The organism is Streptomyces sp. NPDC013317 (assembly GCF_055563155.1).
The window spans coordinates 26,200-43,470 of record NZ_JBVHDX010000012.1 but is presented as its reverse complement, the minus strand read 5'-3'; the positions used below and the strand labels follow the sequence as shown (position 1 = coordinate 43,470).

At 65.3% G+C, this 17,271-nt stretch carries 12 protein-coding genes and 2 pseudogenes; 10 read left to right on the top strand and 4 right to left on the bottom strand.

Annotated features, from left to right (window positions below; all coding sequences use genetic code 11):
* The first annotated feature begins 33 nt into the window (after window positions 1-33).
* Both ACZ3IJ_RS27465 and ACZ3IJ_RS27460 read left to right on the top strand, forming a co-directional pair.
* Entirely contained in the window at window positions 34-660 is a 627-nt protein-coding gene (locus tag ACZ3IJ_RS27465) for a Pvc16 family protein (protein WP_467472413.1), read from the top strand.
* Window positions 661-672: 12 nt separating this feature from the next.
* The gene (locus ACZ3IJ_RS27460) at window positions 673-1,068 is read left to right on the top strand and encodes a PAAR domain-containing protein (RefSeq protein WP_467472412.1); all 396 of its coding nucleotides are present in this window, start codon (window positions 673-675) and stop codon (window positions 1,066-1,068) included.
* Between the two features lie 27 nt (window positions 1,069-1,095).
* Here the strand turns inward: ACZ3IJ_RS27460 and ACZ3IJ_RS27455 are convergent, their stop codons facing one another.
* Window positions 1,096-3,858, bottom strand: coding sequence for a helix-turn-helix transcriptional regulator (locus ACZ3IJ_RS27455; RefSeq protein WP_467472410.1), 2,763 nt, complete (start codon window positions 3,856-3,858; stop codon window positions 1,096-1,098).
* A gap of 579 nt (window positions 3,859-4,437) precedes the next feature.
* Between ACZ3IJ_RS27455 and ACZ3IJ_RS27450 the strand changes: the two genes are divergently transcribed.
* From ACZ3IJ_RS27450 to ACZ3IJ_RS27420, 7 genes and pseudogenes are all read left to right on the top strand, one after another.
* Window positions 4,438-5,277: an IS5 family transposase gene (locus ACZ3IJ_RS27450; RefSeq protein WP_467472409.1), complete on the top strand. Its 840-nt coding sequence runs from the start codon at window positions 4,438-4,440 to the stop codon at window positions 5,275-5,277.
* A 1,113-nt stretch (window positions 5,278-6,390) separates the two neighbouring features.
* The gene (locus tag ACZ3IJ_RS27445) at window positions 6,391-9,171 is read left to right on the top strand and encodes a helix-turn-helix transcriptional regulator (RefSeq protein ID WP_467472408.1); all 2,781 of its coding nucleotides are present in this window, start codon (window positions 6,391-6,393) and stop codon (window positions 9,169-9,171) included.
* Window positions 9,172-10,252: 1,081 nt separating this feature from the next.
* Window positions 10,253-11,560, top strand: coding sequence for an ABC transporter substrate-binding protein (locus tag ACZ3IJ_RS27440; RefSeq protein ID WP_467472406.1), 1,308 nt, complete (start codon window positions 10,253-10,255; stop codon window positions 11,558-11,560).
* On the top strand, window positions 11,538-11,852 hold the full coding sequence (locus ACZ3IJ_RS27435) for a hypothetical protein (RefSeq protein ID WP_467472405.1): 315 nt from the start codon (window positions 11,538-11,540) through the stop codon (window positions 11,850-11,852). Before ACZ3IJ_RS27440 ends, ACZ3IJ_RS27435 begins: the two co-directional genes overlap by 23 nt.
* A gap of 39 nt (window positions 11,853-11,891) precedes the next feature.
* Window positions 11,892-12,320, top strand: a pseudogene (locus ACZ3IJ_RS27430) (helix-turn-helix domain-containing protein); the annotation flags it as partial.
* Window positions 12,321-12,328: 8 nt separating this feature from the next.
* A pseudogene (locus ACZ3IJ_RS27425) lies at window positions 12,329-12,632 on the top strand (hypothetical protein).
* 127 nt (window positions 12,633-12,759) lie between these two features.
* A complete protein-coding gene (locus ACZ3IJ_RS27420) occupies window positions 12,760-13,170 on the top strand; it encodes an ankyrin repeat domain-containing protein (protein ID WP_467472403.1) in 411 nt (136 codons plus the stop codon).
* On the opposite strand, the gene ACZ3IJ_RS27415 is transcribed toward ACZ3IJ_RS27420, so the two are convergent.
* From ACZ3IJ_RS27415 to ACZ3IJ_RS27405, 3 genes are all read right to left on the bottom strand, one after another.
* Window positions 13,167-14,378: an IS110 family RNA-guided transposase gene (locus ACZ3IJ_RS27415; RefSeq protein ID WP_467472402.1), complete on the bottom strand. Its 1,212-nt coding sequence runs from the start codon at window positions 14,376-14,378 to the stop codon at window positions 13,167-13,169. The two genes, ACZ3IJ_RS27420 and ACZ3IJ_RS27415, sit on opposite strands and share 4 nt — an antisense overlap.
* Before the next feature lie 528 nt (window positions 14,379-14,906).
* A complete protein-coding gene (locus ACZ3IJ_RS27410) occupies window positions 14,907-15,389 on the bottom strand; it encodes an ATP-binding protein (RefSeq protein WP_467472647.1) in 483 nt (160 codons plus the stop codon).
* Between the two features lie 474 nt (window positions 15,390-15,863).
* Window positions 15,864-16,328, bottom strand: a complete 465-nt coding sequence (locus ACZ3IJ_RS27405) for a hypothetical protein (protein ID WP_467472400.1) — start codon at window positions 16,326-16,328, stop codon at window positions 15,864-15,866.
* A 136-nt stretch (window positions 16,329-16,464) separates the two neighbouring features.
* Between ACZ3IJ_RS27405 and ACZ3IJ_RS27400 the strand changes: the two genes are divergently transcribed.
* Window positions 16,465-17,256 carry a hypothetical protein gene (locus ACZ3IJ_RS27400; protein ID WP_467472399.1) on the top strand — a complete coding sequence of 264 codons (792 nt, stop codon included), beginning with the start codon at window positions 16,465-16,467 and terminating at the stop codon, window positions 17,254-17,256.
* Window positions 17,257-17,271 lie beyond the last annotated feature (15 nt).

The window sequence follows — 17,271 nt, the reverse complement described above, 5'->3', positions numbered from 1 at the left end:
CCGGCCCTTGGTCCGGTCGCACACACTGGCCGGATGCTTGACATGATCGACGCGAGCCTGCGGTCGCTGCTGACCCGGGGTCTTCGCGATGCAACGCAGGTGCGCTTCGGCCCTCCCCAGCCATCCTGGGCGTCTGACCCGCCGGACCCGCGGGTGATCAGTGTCTTCCTCCACGATATTGAGGAAGACATGTCAGGGCGGCTGGCCGACTGGATACCGGTGCGGGACGAGCGGGGCCGGACCATCGGGCGGCAGGCCCCGGTGCGGCGCTACAGGCTCGCCTATCTCATGACCGCGTGGGCGTCGGGAGAGGACGGCGAGCACCGGCTTCTGAGCGCCGCGCTCTCGGTGCTCGCGCAGTACGAGACCATCCCGCAGGAGCACCTGCCGGGTCCGTTGCGGGAACTGGGGCTGACGGTGAACCTGGCGACCGCGTCACCCGAGGCGCCGACGGTCGGTCTCGACAGCTGGCTCTCTCTGGGCGTTCCCCCACGAACGAAGCTGGACGTGGTGGTCATAGCGCCGGTCGTCCCCCCGCTCGACGACGATCTCGCGCCGCCCGCCGACGTCATCGACATGGGAATGCACGGCCAGCCTCCGCCTCGCCCCACCCCTGGAGAACCTCAAGGGTGGCGCGATAAACGAATCCGGGAAGAGTGAAGGGGACCGCTCATGGGCGCACCCGCCGCGAAGTTCGGCGATCAGGTGATCGGGGTGGACACGCATATCGTGGAGGTGCCTTCGGCGAATGGCACCGTGTCCACACCGACCCCGTTCGACTTTATGGGGAAGATCATGACGGGCTGTGTCGCGAACGTGGTGATCGGCGGTCAGCCCGTGGCCGTGGTAGGCAGCATCGCGATGAACCTGCCGCCTCACGTGCCGAAGACCGGGACGTTTCAGGTGCCGCCCACCAACCAGGGAACGGTGCTCACTGGCAGTCCTACCGTCCTGGCCGGCGGTAAGCCGATCGCGAGGGCCGGGGATAAGGTGCTGACATGCAACGACCCGGCTCCGCTTCCCGTTGGCGTGATCCAGGCTCAGGGCACCGTCCTGGTGGGCCCCTGACCGGACTGCGGAGCGTCCGTCTATGCGTCAGGCGTTGGTGCTGTCCGTGAGGTGGATCCGCAGTTGCCGTCGGCTGGTGAGGCCCAGCTTCCCGAAAACGCGGCTCAGATGGTACTCGACGGTCTTGACGCTGACGTAGAGTTCCGCGGCAATCTCCTTGTTGGTCAGGCCGCGGACGACGAGGCGCACGATATCGCTCTCGCGATCGCTCAGTTGAGAGAGCGGATCCGTTGTGTCGGCGGGAGGGGCGGAGCGGTGGACGTCTGCGAGGTCTTGTTGGCACCGCGTGAGGAAGGGCTGGGCCTTGAGGCGGGCGAACTGGCGAGCCGCCCGCGAGAGCAGGATCTCGGCACTGTCACTGTCGCGGAGTGTGATGAGCAACCGCCCTTGGGCCTGTTCAAGCCGGGCGCGATGCAACGGGGGGGTGTCCGGGTTTCCGGCAGTGGCCAGGCAACTCTCATACTGTTGGCGGGCAGCTTCGAGATCGCCCTGGGCTTCCGCGAGCTGTCCGGCAGCCCACCCGGTCATGGTGCACAGTTGGGGAATCTCCGTCGCCAGGCGATTGAGGTGGTGCAAATTCTCCTGAGCCCGTTTCAGGTCATCGGTGGCGGTGAGGGCCTCAGCGTACAAGGGGCGCCAGTATGCTTGGAGCAGATTGGTCATGCCCTGCTCGGACAGCTCGAACATCTGGTCAAGCGCCCTGAGCATTGCCGGATAGTCGGCCTGTGCCTGAGCCAGCACAGCTTCTGCGATGGCCAGCGACGGTACGCAGTAATCGGGTGGACACCGCTGAGCGCTCTCTCGGGCGGCCCGCAGCAGCTCCGTGGCCTGGTTCCCCTGGCCTCGCCCGGCCGCCGTCCATGAAGCGCATGAGTAGGCGAGGGCAGCGTCCCAGCTGTTGCTTTCGTTCGCGCTGATGGCCGCATACCTCGCGTGGATCGCCGCGTCGTCCCAGGCCCCTTGCATGTAATAGCCCACGGTGAGCCATGTGTGACAGAGGCACAAGGCGATTGGGCTGGCGGCGGTCTGTGAGAGACGGAGGGCCGTGGTCAGGTCGATGATGCTGCCCCTCGTACTAGCAGCGAAACCTCGAACGACTCCACGCTGGCAGAGAGGGTATGCGGCAAGCGCTGGTGTGAGGTCGGCCAGGGGTGGTGCGGTGCCGGTCTTCACATGACGCGCCGCGGCTGAGGGTCCGTGGGCCATTCCCTCGTTCAACGCCATGACGAATCGCGACCTCAGCCGCACATCCTCGCGGATCGGACTGTCCAGGGCGTCCTTCAATTCGCTCATCGAGTCGAACGGGGTGACTTGCAGCATGCGTGTGAAACCTGCCCAGTAGCTGGCCAGGTTCGCTATCCAGGCCTGGTCCGGCGGTAGTTCACCGGTGCGGGCCCGGTTGAGCAGCAAGATGGCCTCGCTCATCGCGCCGCGCGAGATCGCATGGCAGCCGAGCGCCAGGTCCCTTAGCGGGCTTGGGCTGCATGCCTGCAACTCCCGGTACAGGGCGTCGACTTGCCCGAAGCGGTCGGCCCACATCAGGTGGAGGGCCCCTGTGAGCAGATGGGTCTCCCGTTCGGTGCGGGAGCCAGCCAGGTCTGCGGCCCACAGCGTCAATGTTGCGGCTCGCTCGATCATGCCCTTCGCGAGCAGGCGGTCAGCTTCGGCGCACAGCTCGACGCACAATTCCGGGTCGGGCCCGCCAGTAGAGGCAACGCGGTGGCGCCAAGCTGAGTTCTTGTCGAGATGACGGGCCGCCGCAGCATGCAGGCTGCGGCGGCGTGTCGGGGAGATGGCCGCGATGACGGCGCCGCGTTGGAGCGCATGGCTAAGAGCTATGGGTGTAGCCGGTTCCTCGGGCCACCATCGCAGCAGGCTGGATTTCAGCGCAAAATCCAGTGCCTCGGCCGCCTCCTCCAAGCCGGCCATGTGAGCCACCACATTCAGTGGTGCCTTGGTGTTCATGATTGCGGCTGCCTCCACCAGCCGCCGGGCGGGCTCGGGCAGATTCAGCAACTGTTGGTGCACCGTTTGGGCGAGGTTCGTCGGCAGCGGCAGCTCCCCGCGGACGTCCACGAGTTGACCTGGCGTCAGTTCCTGTACCACGGCCTGCAGATACAGGGGGTTGCCGCCCGTATGACTCCACAGCCGCTCCGCCACGGGCTCGCTCACGATGGAGCCCGTGAGATGCTGCGCGAGTTCACGCACGTCGTCCCGGCTGAGGCCTTTCATGGACAGCCAGCATGTGGCAGAACGCCCGGACACCAATCGCCGCACCTCTTCGACCCGCCGCAGGGACTCATCACCGCCCGAAGTTTCAGAGCGCAAGGCGAGTACGGTGAGGATTGAGTTGGCGTCCAGCCGTCGCAGAGCGTAGCTCAGTGCCTTGAACGAGGCCTCGTCGCACCACTGAACGTCGTCCACGACGAGCGCCACCGGCCCTCGCTCATGCAACTGGTCGATCATCTTCTGCAACCGCGCGCCATGGACGAATGGGGCGGACGTCGCTTCAGTGACGTCGGAGGAAGAAAGCTCGTCGGCCATGTCGGCAGGGAAGTGGGAGCACAGCTGCGTGATCACGCCAAGGGGCCACCCCTGCTCCGACGGATCACAGACTGAGCGTATGACCGTGAACTTGTCGAAGACGGGGCGGCACAGCCACCTCCGCAGAAGCGCGCTCTTCCCCACACCCGCCTGGCCTTCGACCAGCACCACAGAGGCCGGGCCGGACACGACGTGCGCCGCATACTCGTCCAATTGGGCGAGCTCTGACTCGCGCCCGATGAACACGGCTGTCACCTCCGAGGCTGCCGACGGCCATGCCCGTCGCAATGCAGCGAGCCTCCTCCGCGATCTTGTGCGGACGCCTGCGGCGATCATGTATGACACGACCTGCCGCCCATGGTAGGCCGAGACGCGAGAAGGATGCCCGTTATCTGCCATTTTGACGAGTCCCACGATACCTCGTGAGCGGGCGCTTTCCTCGAGATCGCGATCTACCGGCGCGATATATCCCGCTACTAGGGCGCTTCTTCCGGATCTTGGTAGGCGGACTCCGACGCTGCTGCCCGCATATATTGGCGAGATGGACGAAGCTGAGGCGAGCGGACAGGTGTGGAGGGACGAGGTTCGAGCGCGTCCGACAGCTGAGCAGGATCGGGATGCCCTGGCCCGGCTTGTCGAGGTCGACGCGGACTCCTTCGAGGTTGAGCTATACGAGCGCGCGGCAGATCCCCAGGTGCTTTCGATCGATCGCGCCCAAAGGTCGCAGGCCGGGCAGTAGGCCAGGCACGTGCGGCGACTTCGAGATGCGCAGCAGCACCAGGAAGTTGAGCAGTAGTCTTCAGATCATCTGAGCGTTGATCGGGTGTGTCGTTGACTGACGACCAGTGGGCGAGAATCGAGCCGTTGCTGCCGGACCGAACCCCGAAGCGGGGCGGACGGTGGCGTGATCACCGGCAGGTGATCGACGCGATCGCGTTCAAGTACCGCACCGGCACTCCGTGGACGGAGCTTCCCGACCGCTTCGGTTCCTGGAAGGGTGCTCACAACCGGTTGCGGAAGTGGGCAGCCGACGGCACCTGGGAGAAGGTCTTCACCGGCCTGCTCGCCCGGGCCGACGCCGAAGGCGACCTTGACTGGGTCGTTGCGGTCGACTCCACCATCGTCCGCGCCCACCAGCACGCTGCCGGGGCGAGAAGGGCCCCGGCTGGCGAGGCGGACGACCATGCCCTCGGACGGTCCCGCGGCGGGCTGAGTACCAAGATCCATCTTGCCTCGGGCAGCCGCTGCCGCCCGCTCGCCTTCATCCTCACGCCCGGCCAGGCCGGTGATGCGCCTGCATTCCCCCAGGTCATGGCCTGCTTACGGGTGCCCCGGCCGATCGGCCGGCCCCGGACCACACCGACGATGGTCCTGGCGGACAAGGCGTATTCGTCCCGCGCGATCCGCGCTCATCTCCGTCGACGAGGGATCCGCGCGGTGATCTCGCAACCCGCCGACCAGGCCGCCAACCGCAAACGGCTCGGCAAGATGGGAGGCCGACCACCGGCATTCGACCGCGACGCCTACAAGCAGCGGAACACGGTCGAGCGCTGCATCAACAAGCTGAAGCAGTGGCGCGGTCTGGCCACTCGCTACGACAAGACCGCCACCATCTACCTCGCCGGACTCCACCTCGCCGCCATCTTCATCTGGTCGGGCAGATGATCCGAAAGAGACGGCCTAGTAGCGGCGCCATCGGGCACCATGATCACCGGCACGCGCAAGTGATCACTGTTGCGGGCTGCTGCCCTTGTGGGCTTGTTGCCTGCGCGGGTGGGACTCGCCTAGATCGCCGTCGGCTTTCGGTATCTGCGGCGGCATCGCCACCGCATGTGCGGCCACCATTGACGACCCCGCCGGCCTCCGGCCTGCTGCGTGCCGCGGGGGCCCGATCTCGATCGCGTCGGTCCGACGGCAGCCGCGTCCCAGATCGGCGAGTGCAGCGGGCCGACTGCTCCCGGAAGCGCGGCGGAGGCGATGTGCAGGTGCGTGGCATGTCTGGTAGAGCGCGGCGTCGCGCGGCTGGAGTCATGAAGGCCCTTGTCCATCGCTATGGCCCGGCCATCCTGAAGCAAGCGGCTCCCCGAAAAAGGGCCGGTAACGTCGCGGTTACTTTACGTGTCCGACCTTGCCGTTGCCGGCAGGTCTGGGCTGTCAACGTGTACGCCACAGGCGCGGGAAGTCGATCAGTAAGGCGGGTCATTCGGTCAATTGTGGATGAACCCCAGCATAAAGATCGAACGGGGAGACTAGGGACGCCCTAGGGGATTGCCCCAGTGCCTCAGTGGTTCCCCCTCGAATAGGTTCGGGGGAGATCGCAGGACCGAGGAGGGCGCACATGGGCATCTTGGTGTCGATCTTCCTTTCCGTGTCTGACTCGGCCCTGAGGTCGCCGGGCTGCATGCTTCTCCCTCACACGAGAATCATCCATGGGCTGAAGCTGTGCTTCTTCACGGTGGGCGGATCCTCTGTGTACCCCGGGAATCGCGATGCCCTCGGTACCTGCCCGAAAGGACGGCCCTAGCGGGAAGACCTCGCGAATGAGCGGGTCTTAGGGTGCCCCCAAGAACGGCTCGTCTGAAGCCTGTTCACGCGTTCGCATGGGCGCGCGAGCAATGGGATCGCATCTGTTGCTCTTCCGTGTGGCCTCAAGGCTGCGTCTGACGACATGGCCGAGACCTGAAGAACCAATGCCCGTGCCTATCCGCGGTGTTGCTCTGTGGCGGACGGCACACTCCGTCCGGCCGTGAAGTCTTCGACGTCATCGAGGGTGGATAAATGAGCGGATATTTCGTTGGGCGTAAACCGCAGCTAACTGAGCTGCGAGAACGCGCTGCCCGGACGTCGCAGGGACACGCACAGCTGGTCCTGCTCGAAGGAACGGCGGGAATCGGCAAGAGTTCCCTGGTCCGTAGGTGGCTCGACGATCCCGTTGTCAGGCCCTTCACCGTTTTGCAGGCCCTGTGCGACAGCAGCGAAGAGAACTGGCCGTTCGCCATGATCAACCAGTTGATGAGTCGTGCGCCGCGATCCGCGTTCTTCGGATTCCCAGCACTTGCCGCTGGTCCGGCGCCCGACAGCTCGCTTGAAGAAGTCGCGGCACAGTTCGTGGCGTTCGTCGACACCCTCGCCCGTGCCGAGCCAGTGGCCCTCATCGTGGACGACGCGCAGTACATGGACGAGGAGTCGCTTAGGGTCTTGACCGCCGTGCGGGGGCTTCCAACAGAGCGCAGGGTCCTTACGGTACTGATCACTTGCAGCGCGACGGGGCAGCAAACGGCGGAGTCGGTACGACTGGCCGAGCTGGCAAGCCATTGGCCACCCGCCTGCCACATGGTTCTTCCCGGCCTGACTGAGAGTGAGGTGCAGGATCTTGCCAAGCGCCTCACCAGCCGGCCGATGACGGGGAGAACTGCGGACCGGATACGTCACCACACGGGCGGCAACCCCTTGTATCTGGAGACGCTGCTGAAGGAGATTCCGCCCATGCTCCTGGCCAACGAGGAGCAAGCGCTCCCCATGCCGTACTCAATGGTCAGCGTGGTAAGGCGGCAACTCGCCGCACTGCCGGAAGATTCCCGGCGGCTGGTGGAGGCGGCCGCCGTTGTCGAGTGGCCGACAGCGCTGGTGAGGATCGCGGAAATCGCCCGCGTGCCCGACCTCACCGCAGTGACTCCTGCAGTCGCCGCAGGATTGCTGAGACAGCGACGGGGCGACGAGGCCGAGGTGACAGTCGCCTATGGGGTCCAGCGCTCCGCGGTCGAGGCGGCGATCAGCCCCGTTCGGCGCCGTGCGCTGCACCAGGCGGCCGCCCAAGTGCTAGAACCGGGACTCTCGTGGCGGCACAAAGTTGCCGCGTCCAACGGGCCCGACGCCGGACTGGCAGCGGAGCTGGAGTCCGAAGCGCACCAGCACCTGCAGGCCGGCGCCGTGGATCGTGCAGCAAGCCTGCTGCTGTGGGCATCCGACGTGGCTGCCACCCGCGCTGATCATGAATGGCTGCTGCTTGCCGCGGTCGCCCAACTGATGTGGCACGAGCGGTACGCGCGCGCTGGCTCACTGATACCGCGGGTTCACGATTGCGCCCCTCATCCGCTGCGGGACCTGATTCTGGGCTCATGGGCGATGCGCCACACCGCCACGGGCGAAGCTGAGGCACTGCTGAACGAAGCGCGCCGAGCTGCCCAGACACGGTCTGGCCAGCAATGGATCGCGGGCATGGCAGGACTGTACCTTTCCTTCCTCTACCTGATGCGCGGTGATGGAGCCAGGGCGGCCAAAGCGGCCCAGAGCGTCCTCGCTCTGGAAGGGCTGGAAGCCGGTCTGGCAACGCGCGCCAGAGCACAGCTCGCGTTGGCCTTCGGCTTGGTTCACGGTCCGGCTGCAAGCAGCAGACATGTGACGGTACTCGGGCCTGCCGACTCTCTCGAGGAGGATGGCGTTCGTGCCGCGGACCTTCTCATCGCACGGGGACTGTCTCGTTCGGCATGCGGAGAGCTGACGCGGGGTTCGGCGGACCTGACCGCTGCCCTGCGATCGGAGGGCGGACGCCCCATGCTGGCGGAGCTAGCCCGCGCGCAACTTGCCGTCAACCAATACCTGCTGGGCGCTTGGAACGACATGACCGCATCTGTCAGGAGGATGCTCGCATCCGCCGATAGCACCGGCATGTCGTGGGCGAGTGCTCTTGCCTACCCGATGGCTGCCTGGGTGACAGCGGGGCGGGGCGACGGAGATCGGGCTGAGGAACTGATTCACCGCAGCGAGGAACGGTCCAACGCCATGAACGAGACCCTCCCGAGAGTCTTGCTGGCCATAGGCCGCGCGTTGGCAGGCCAAGCTCAGGGCGACCACACCGCGATGCTGTCCGCGCTGGAGCCCCTGCAGCCACTGGCGGTCCAAGGGCATGTCAAGTGGTACGAAATTCACCAGCGTCCCCTGTACATCGAAGCCTTGATCAATACTGGCCGGCTCGACGAAGCCGGTCAGGCGATGGCTGGCCTGCGGCGCCTCTCCAAAAGGACGCCGTGCTTGCGGATCGTCACAGCCTGGCTTATGGGCCAATTGGCCGAAGCGCTGGGCGATCTGCCGACAGCCGCCGAACACTACAAGCGGGGCCTGGCGATCCCGGCGTCGCCCGATGCCCCCCCTCTGCACCGCGCTCGACTTGAACATGCGCACGGCAAGCTGTTGGCTGGCCAAGGGGATCGCCACGGCGCCGAGACGTGGCTTGGTATGGCTGCGAATGACCTCGCCGCCTTGGGTGCGGTGCCATTCGCCCGCCGCTGCGAGTCCGACCTCGCTGCACTGATCCGGGGCCGCACTGATGAGTCCGCTCAAGCAGGGGAGGCCTCACACGACCTACTGCGGCGGCTCACCGTTCGCGAGAGTGAGATCGCTCATCTCGCAGCGCGGGGGCTGACAAACAAGGAGATCGCCGCGGAGCTGTGCGTGAGCCCCAAGACGATTGAATATCACCTCAACCGCGTCTATATGAAGCTCGAACTGACTAGCCGCCCCCAACTCCGGTCATTCATCAGCCGCCTGTCACCTGCTTGAACTGCGGTTAGTCTGGCCTCCGTTCATTACAGAAGAGCGATGTTCGAGGTATTGGATCACCCCAGGATTGGTGATTCCGGAGCTGGGGTGCGGTCGAGCCGGGCAGGAAGGGCAGTGAGCCCCATTTGATTCCCGGGCTAGCACCGAGAACGTTGTCGGCCAAGCCATGAGAGACTCCCGGACTCGACGGCCTCCGCCTACATGGTGATCTCTGGGCGATGGACAGGGCGATCCCGACCGAAGCGCGCAGCCTGACCTGCCAGGCCTCGCATCGTGGTCTATGACTCATGTCTCAGCCCCGGTATGGGGCTCCGAGTACTGGCTGAATGCTTTGGCCACCTCGGCGTCACCAGGCAGACCGCATCATCGACGGTAAATCCCGGCCCGACCCCGGCCAGCCGCCGGACGCACGGGGGGCAAGTCCATCTGCGAGAGACTGAACCCCATCAAGGGCATCATCTGACTGCCGTGGGCGCAGGGGCGCTGTTCTGCAGCCCAGCCATGCACGGACTGCGCGGCCCCCGTCGGCTCGGCTTGGCCAAGCGACCGGATTCCGGCCCCAGTGGAAAATCGCACGGACTCCGAAGACCCCCGACTGGTACAGGGAGATTCACGAGCGATAGCGGAATCCGACGCCTCATGACGGGTCGGGATCGAACCCACAAACCAAGCCGGCGAACACGCAAGACATCGTCCAGCCACCGTCCGCCTCCTGACCCAGCAGAGCCTCACCGGAATCCCCGACGTCTCACCGACTACCGTGCAGGAACCCGTTAGACCATCGGGTGCAGGTATGCGCGGGAACGAGGCTTGGGCACACGGCGAAGACACGCCCACGAACGCCCATGTGTTCAACCGGGGCTGGATCGCTTCGGGATTCCGCACCGACAGCCGCCGCTCAACCACCGGCATGGCCGGCCTCCTTGTCTTGCGTTCACTGGGCCACCAAGCAGGTGATTGATCTGGTACGAGCAGGTGAGACTGGGCAGCAGTTTGATTGCGGCATCTCTCATGCAGGTAATTTAAGGGTCAATGATGGAATGATGTGCATTCGGGATGGGCTGGAATCTCCCAGGATCCTGTGAAACTCTTCGCCCGGAAAGGTCTGCATATGCGCTCCCTTCGGGTAATCCTGTGGGTAACCGCAGCAAGTTTGCTTTTCTCGGCGTGTACGACGCGAGGGGACGGATCAGAGGCCCCTCCAGCCCCCTCGACTGAACTTAAGGCCGCGGATACCGGCGTAACTGCGGACGAAATTCGCGTCGGGATGGTGGCGGATGTCAATGCGGAGGTGCCGCCGGGACTGTTTCAGAGTTCAGTCGACGGCATCCGAGCATGGGCCTCGTATGTCAATGAAAATGGGGGCCTGGCCGACCGGAAGGTAGTGGTTGATTTCTACGATTCACAGCTCACCGCTGACGGGTGGCGCAACGGTGTCATTAAGTCATGTGAGAACAATTTCGCCATGGTGGGGACATCTTCTCTTGTTGAGGATGACGTTTCCGATCTGACCGAATGCGGAATCCCCGACCTGGCCCACCTGACGCCATCTGAGGCGCACCATTCTGCAGAGAACACGTTCACTGTGTCCGGGGGCTGGGGTCCTGGACAGCAAATGGTAGGTCCCGAGAAGTGGTATCTGTCTAAATTCAAGGACAAGAAATGCTGCTCTGGGATCTGGCTCACGCAGGCCTCCGGCTCGCCATCCGCTCTCAAGCAGGCGAATGATCTCATCAAAGCGCAAGAGCAAATCGGGTTCATGAAGAAGCACGTATTCCTCATGAGCGGACAGGAGTCCAATTTCACCCCGTTCGCACTCGCGATCAAGAAGACCGGAGCTACATATGTCCGCGTGGGAACCGACTACAACCAGACCGTCGCCCTCCGGAGGGAAGCTAGGGCCCAAGGCGTGGACTCGGTCGTGGTTTGGGACTGCTCGCAGCAGTGCTACAACCGTGAGTTCCTCAAGACAGGAGGCAGGGATGTCGAGGGTCAGTTTGTGTACAGCATCTTTGAGCCGTTCGAGGAGGCCGCCGAGTACCCAGGGATGCGAACTTTCCTCGATGCAATGAAAAAGTACTCTCCCCGGGCTCCAATCAACGGATTCAGTCAGGGGGCATGGGTCAGTGGGATCATGTTTGGCGAGGCGGTCGAGAGCGTGGTGAAGGACAACGGACCCAACGGACTCACTCGATCCAACCTACTTACGGCGCTCCGGTCGATGCACGACTTCACCGCCGACGGTATGACCGGTCCGACCGACATCGGAAACCATCGCGTGTCCTCCTGCTTCGTGATCATGCAGGTGCGTGACGAGAAGTTCGTGCGCGTGTACCCGGATGAGGGCCTGTACTGCGATGAGGGCAATGTGGTATCAATCAAGCCGTGAGCCGCGCCCATGGGCCTTCTTCGCGGCGAGCGTCTCTGGGATCGCCACTGGCGCCACCTTAGCCGTGGCAGTCAGCGGGCTGGTCGTCACTAACGTGACTTCGGGCATTTTCAACTTTTCCCAGGGTGCGATCGGCATGCTGATGGCCTTTCTCTACTGGGAACTGAGAGTGGACGTCGTGGTCACTCTGGTATTGATGGCCGCTCTGATGGGCATTGCCGGGCTGGTGTGTCGAGCGCCCCTGCGAGCCGGTCCATGCCGCCGTTCTTCGGTGGTGGGGGATTCCCCTTGAGTTCTAGCGGTCGTAGCAACGCCCCGCTTGAGGGGTGGCATGGAGTTCGAGGTCCGAGAGGACCGGACTAGGCCGCAGGGCCGGAAGCCGCTGTCCCGGGAACGGGGCGCGTACTTCCGCTCAGCAGCAGGGCTACAGGAACAAGGAAGCCTGCCGGATGGTAGTCGTTGACATACGGACCGGTACGAAGTGGCGTAATGGCAACCGGCCGGGCAGGGGCCGCAGACCACTGCCACCGGGACACAGGCCGGCAGCAGAGGCCTGCGGCCCCTCCCGATACCTGCGCGAGGACGACGCATCCACATCGCCGACCGGCTGCGAGAGAAAGCCACCATCCGGCGGATCGCGGCCGAGCTGGGCCGAAGCCCTTCCACCGCCAGCCCCGAGATCCGCCGCAACCGGACCGGCCTGCATGACTACCGCACCTGGTACTACCGGCCGCATGCCGCCCAGGGCCGTGCTGATGCGGCGCCGATATCGAGAACGGTGACTACATCGACGACTCCTCCGAGGAAGCGCTGTTCATGATGATCAGCGGCCTCGACGACTCCGACAACACGTTCGTCGTCGATGAGGAGGCCCCGTCTGGTTCGCCTCCGTGACCGTCTTGGACGAGGGCGGCTACGAGATCCTCCGTCGTGATACCACCCGCAATGAGCACGAGGTCACCACGGCGACCAGATCAACGACATCGCCCGCGACCTCACCATCTGGATGGCCGCCCGCGACTTCCCCGGACGGCCAACCAGGCAGGTACGCGGGTTTAAGAGACGGCCTTAAAGAGCTTTTTGTCCCGGTAGGGGTGTTGGTGAGTCGCGAGGTGTGAGCGGATTGGGGGGGATTGCCAGCTGCCGACTGCGGGGGGGTGCCCCTATCTGTTTGGTCAAGCCGGGTGAGGATGGTCGGCATGATGGATCGGGATCGGTTGGGGCGGACGGCGGTGCACTATGCGGCTGCCGATGGGGACGCGGATCACCTGCGGGTGCTCTTGGCCGGAGGCGCCGCCGCGGAGGCAGCCGACGATGCGGGCTGGACACCGTTGCATTTCGCGGCTCAGGCTCAGGCTCCATCGGCCATGGAGGTCCTGTTGGCCGCGGGTGCGCCGGTTGATGCCGCGGACGGTTATGGCAATACGCCGCTGTGGAGGGCGGTGTTCTGTTCGCAGGGCGAGGGTGCGACGATCCGGCTACTGCTGGAAGCCGGTGCCGATCCCGACCGGGGCAACGGCCATGGCGTGAGTCCGCGGGCGCTGGCGGGACGGATCGCCAACTACGACGTGGCTGCCCATTTTCCGGCCGGGGACGGTACTTCGTCCTAGGCTCCGCTGCCCGCGACGGCTGGCTGGGGTTCGTAGAAGGCGCCGTCGCGGAGCATGGCGAAGAAGACGTCGGCTCGTCGTCTGGCGAGGCAGAGCAGGGCTTGGGTGTGGTGCTTGCCCTGGGCGATCTTCTTGTCGTAGTAGGCCCGGGATGCCGGGTCGCCGAAGGCGGCGAACGCGGAGAGGAAGAAAGCCCGTTTGAGCTGCTTGTTTCCTCTCCTGGAGGGCTGTTCGCCGCGGATCGAGGAGCCCGAGCTGCGGGTCGCCGGGGCGAGTCCGGCGTAATCGGCCAGGTGGCCGGCGGTCGGGAAGGTGCTTCCGTCGCCGACCTCGATGAGGATGCGGGCTCCGGTCCTGACGCCGATGCCCGGCATCGAGGTCAGGGCTTTCGAAAGAGGGTGTGCCTCCAGCAGTTCCTCGATCCGTCCGGCCAGCAGCTTCCGCTGGTCAAGGACGGCCGTCAGTGAGGCGGCCAGGCTCGGGACGATCAGCGCGGCCGCCTCGGTCCCTGGGACCGTCACGGTCTGTTCGTCCAGCGCGGCGAAGATCTCCTCGACCAGCCGCTCGGCCATCCTCGGCGCCTTCGGCCGCAGCAGGGTGACCAGCCGCCGACGTCCGGCCTTGCGTATCTGGGCCGGGGACCCGAACCGTTCCAGCAGCGTGAGGACGGCCGGGTGCTGCAACCGCGGCCCCAACACGCGTTCCAGGGACGGGTGGATCTGGGTCAGCAGGCCGTGCAGCCGGTTCGCGACCCTGGTGGCTTCGCCGGCCAGGTCGTCGTCGAAGCCGACGATCATCTCCAGCTCGGCGATCGTCTCGTCCTCGCCGTCGATCGCCCGCAGCGTGTGCGGCATCGCGCGGGACGCGTCCGCGATGATGAACGCGTCCCTCGCGTCGGTCTTCGCCTCGCCCGGGTAGAGGTCGGCGATCCGCCGCATCGTCAGGCCGGGCAGGTAGGCGACCGGGCAGCCCATGTCCCGGGCGACCGCCAGCGGCAGGGCCCCGATCGAGGCCGGCTGGTCGACGACGACCAGCACCGTTCCGTGCTTGGCCTGGAGCTTCGCGAACAGCTCGCGGAGCTTGGGCTCGGTATTGGGCAGCCGCTTGTCGAACGCCTTCTTCCCGGCCGGGGTGACGGCGGTGGCGTGGTGTTCGCCCTTGCCGACGTCCAGGCCGAGGAAGACGTCGATGTCGCCGGTGTCGATCACGTGCCAGCCCCTCCATCACGCTTTCGTCCGGCCTTGCCACGGCACCGAGCTGCCACACCCACGTTACGGAGAGCTCAACCGGCCCGGGTGAAGCCGGTGCTCAAGCCCCTCATCAGCGGTCCGTCGATGCCTCCGGGCCCGGTGACACCACCCCCCGGATCATGAACAACAAGGGAGGGAAGTCATGCCGAACCCGAAGGCCGGAGGCCCCGTTGCGGAGCCACGAAGAAGGTAACGGGGGGAGAGAGAGGAGATCTAGTCTTCTACCCGGTGTCACGCCACCACGCATGTGGGTGGCGAATGGTTCGAGGTCTCGCGGCCGCCGTACTTGCCCGCGGAGATGCGCTGGGAGAAGGCCGTCGCGGACGGTCTTCCCGTCGACGTCTCCCACGCTTTGCTGCCACATCTACGCCACTGTCGCACGACGAGGGGCGGTCTCTTCGAGACCGCCCCTGCGCAGATATATGCCGCTATACCCCGATAGTCCATACCGCCCCTCAGGTCAGGCACCGAATTCACGCTGGAGGGCTATGCGCTGTCCGCAGGCAGGTCCGCCCACCAGGTGCTGCCGCCGGGAGGGGTGCTGTAGCTGCCGTGGGCGCTGGCGAGGGCGTCGATGATGACAACGCCGCGACCGTGCTCTTCCGGTGCACAGCTCTCCACCCACTCGCCGCCGCACGGAGCGGGCCCGCCATCGCTGACCTCGATGTGCAGCACGTGCTCGGCCTGGCGCACGCAGAGGGCGAGAGGGGGCTGGGCATGTTCGACGGCGTTCGTCACCAGCTCGGAAACAGCCAGTTCGAGATTGTCTGCTACTTCCTCGTCTACTCCCCAGGCACGCACGGCACCACCAGCAAGACGCCGGGCTTCGCTTACGGCCTCGGGCTGGTGCGGCAGGGGCCACGCCGCGGCAGGAGCCTCATCCCTGCGAAAAGCCGGCAGCAGTTTCGAGGCTGCTCCGTACCCACCCTCGATCTCAGGTACGCCGATGAGATTGAAGCGAAGATACATGCCGAACACATCCCTTAGATATCGCCTTGGGGTATAAGTTCGTTCCTTCTGTTATCTGTTCTACGGCGTGGAGGGCTGACCGGGCATCGGGGTATCTCCCTAGCCTTCGCCCCCCGGGGACCCCAGGGGATTTCCCGGGGGCACCCAGGGAATGGCGCGATCTGGGGCACGACCTGCTCGAACGCGGGAAGCACCGGCTTAACGAAGCCTGGAGCCAAGTGGGCTCTGCCGGCGGCGCGCGCCCTTGGTCGCCCGCCCCGGAACCGCATGGACTGACCTCTGAGGAAGCCTTGGCTTCCCGATCGTGCCGCGCGCAGCTTCGCCCGGCCCTGCACCACTTTGCGGCACCTAGCATCACTTCCCAGGCGCTCGTGCAGGGAAGGCGAGCGGCATGTCCGGCACTGAGGGGCTCGCTGACTTGGCCGACCTGCCCCCTCGCGCCAGAGGAGGGGTAATGGACGAAGATCAGACGAGTCACCCCAGACGGCCACATCGCTGGGTCCCGCTGGGCTTTCTGGCCGCGATATTCTTCGGTGCCCCAGCTATATCATCTGGGCCAGACGCCCTCGCGGCACCGACGCCCGCGCCGTCGCCCGCTACCGCCGATGAAGCTCCTCCCTGCACCGCATTGCCCACTCCCTCCGCGTCGCCGTCCGGTTCTCCGTCCGGTTCTCCGTCTGGTTCTCCGTCCGCGTCGCCGTCTGGTTCTCCGTCCGCGTCGCCGTCTGGTTCTCCGTCCGCGTCGCCGTCTGGTTCTCCGTCCGCGTCGCCGTCCGAGCCGTGCCTGACTTCTTCCCCGAACGTCATCTCATCGCCGAGCGCGTCCGCCATCGTCTCGCTCTCTCCGTCAGCCGTCTCACCGGTGTCACCGATTGGCTCGCTCGCTGCGCCGACTATCTCGCCGACAGTCCGACCCGCCCCGCCCACGTCAGCCTCCAATGCCACCGCACCCCCACACAGCACGCTGACCGCCCAGACCCCGGCCAAGCCGGCTGCTCAGTTGGTGACGGCGCCCCCCCGCCCCATCTCCTCAGTTCAGGGCAGCAGTTCCGCTTCACACCCGTACCAGTACGCGATGTCAGTCGCTCTTCAGCCCATCAGCAGAGCGGAGATTCTCCAGCGGGCGCGGCAGTGGGTGCTCGAGGCTGTGCCCTACAGCCAAACGGCTTGGTGGACCAACTCGCTGGGCGTCTACCGGCAAGACTGCTCGGGGTATGTGTCCATGGCCTGGCGTCTCGACCAGAACGTCAATTTCTGGACCGGCAACTTGGCTGCTGTATCCCACCCCGTAACGCAGCAAGAGCTTCAGCCGGGGGACATCCTGCTCAACGAGGCAACCCACACGCTGATCTTCGCGGGCTGGGATGACAACTCCAAAACGACATTCAGCCTGTACGAGGAATCGCGGCCTGGTACGAGCGCGCATTTTGTCAGCGGGGCAAGCTACGCCGCGTACTCCGATAGCGGGTTCGTCCCTTACCGGTACAACAACCTCCTGAACCAAGGCAACGGCTGGACTGCCGAGTTCGTTGCACTTCCCGCCTACCCCGCCGCTCCGGCCGTGCTACCGGCCCCGCCGCTCATCGCCTGGACCTACGGTGGAGGGCATGTGTCTTCCATGCCAGTCGCGCCCCCGAGCATCCGCCAGTCCGCCCCTGTTACGAACATCGGCCAACAGAAGAATCTTGCCGGGAGCAATATCACGGCTGCGGCACCGGTGGCTCTCGAATACACGGCCGCCGCTCTGGTTCTGTGGGCATGGACGGTAGAACGTAGATACCGGAGGGCGACCGCACCTCGCCTCTCCCCAGATGGCATGCTGCGTGGCGGTATCAATCCGCCGCTTCGTAGAGGCCTTTCTCGGTAGCTACTGAACTTGATT

Bases quoted from the DNA above. Each gene is read 5' to 3' on its own strand.
- ACZ3IJ_RS27460 (WP_467472412.1), top strand. From the start codon at position 673: ATGGGCGCACCCGCCGCGAAGTTCGGCGATCAGGTGATCGGGGTGGAC.
- ACZ3IJ_RS27420 (WP_467472403.1), top strand. From the start codon at position 12,760: ATGATGGATCGGGATCGGTTGGGGCGGACGGCGGTGCACTATGCGGCT.
- ACZ3IJ_RS27435 (WP_467472405.1), top strand. From the start codon at position 11,538: ATGTGGTATCAATCAAGCCGTGAGCCGCGCCCATGGGCCTTCTTCGCG.
- ACZ3IJ_RS27465 (WP_467472413.1), top strand. From the start codon at position 34: ATGCTTGACATGATCGACGCGAGCCTGCGGTCGCTGCTGACCCGGGGT.
- ACZ3IJ_RS27410 (WP_467472647.1), bottom strand. From the start codon at position 15,389: ATGTATCTTCGCTTCAATCTCATCGGCGTACCTGAGATCGAGGGTGGG.
- ACZ3IJ_RS27400 (WP_467472399.1), top strand. From the start codon at position 16,465: ATGTCAGTCGCTCTTCAGCCCATCAGCAGAGCGGAGATTCTCCAGCGG.
- ACZ3IJ_RS27445 (WP_467472408.1), top strand. From the start codon at position 6,391: ATGAGCGGATATTTCGTTGGGCGTAAACCGCAGCTAACTGAGCTGCGA.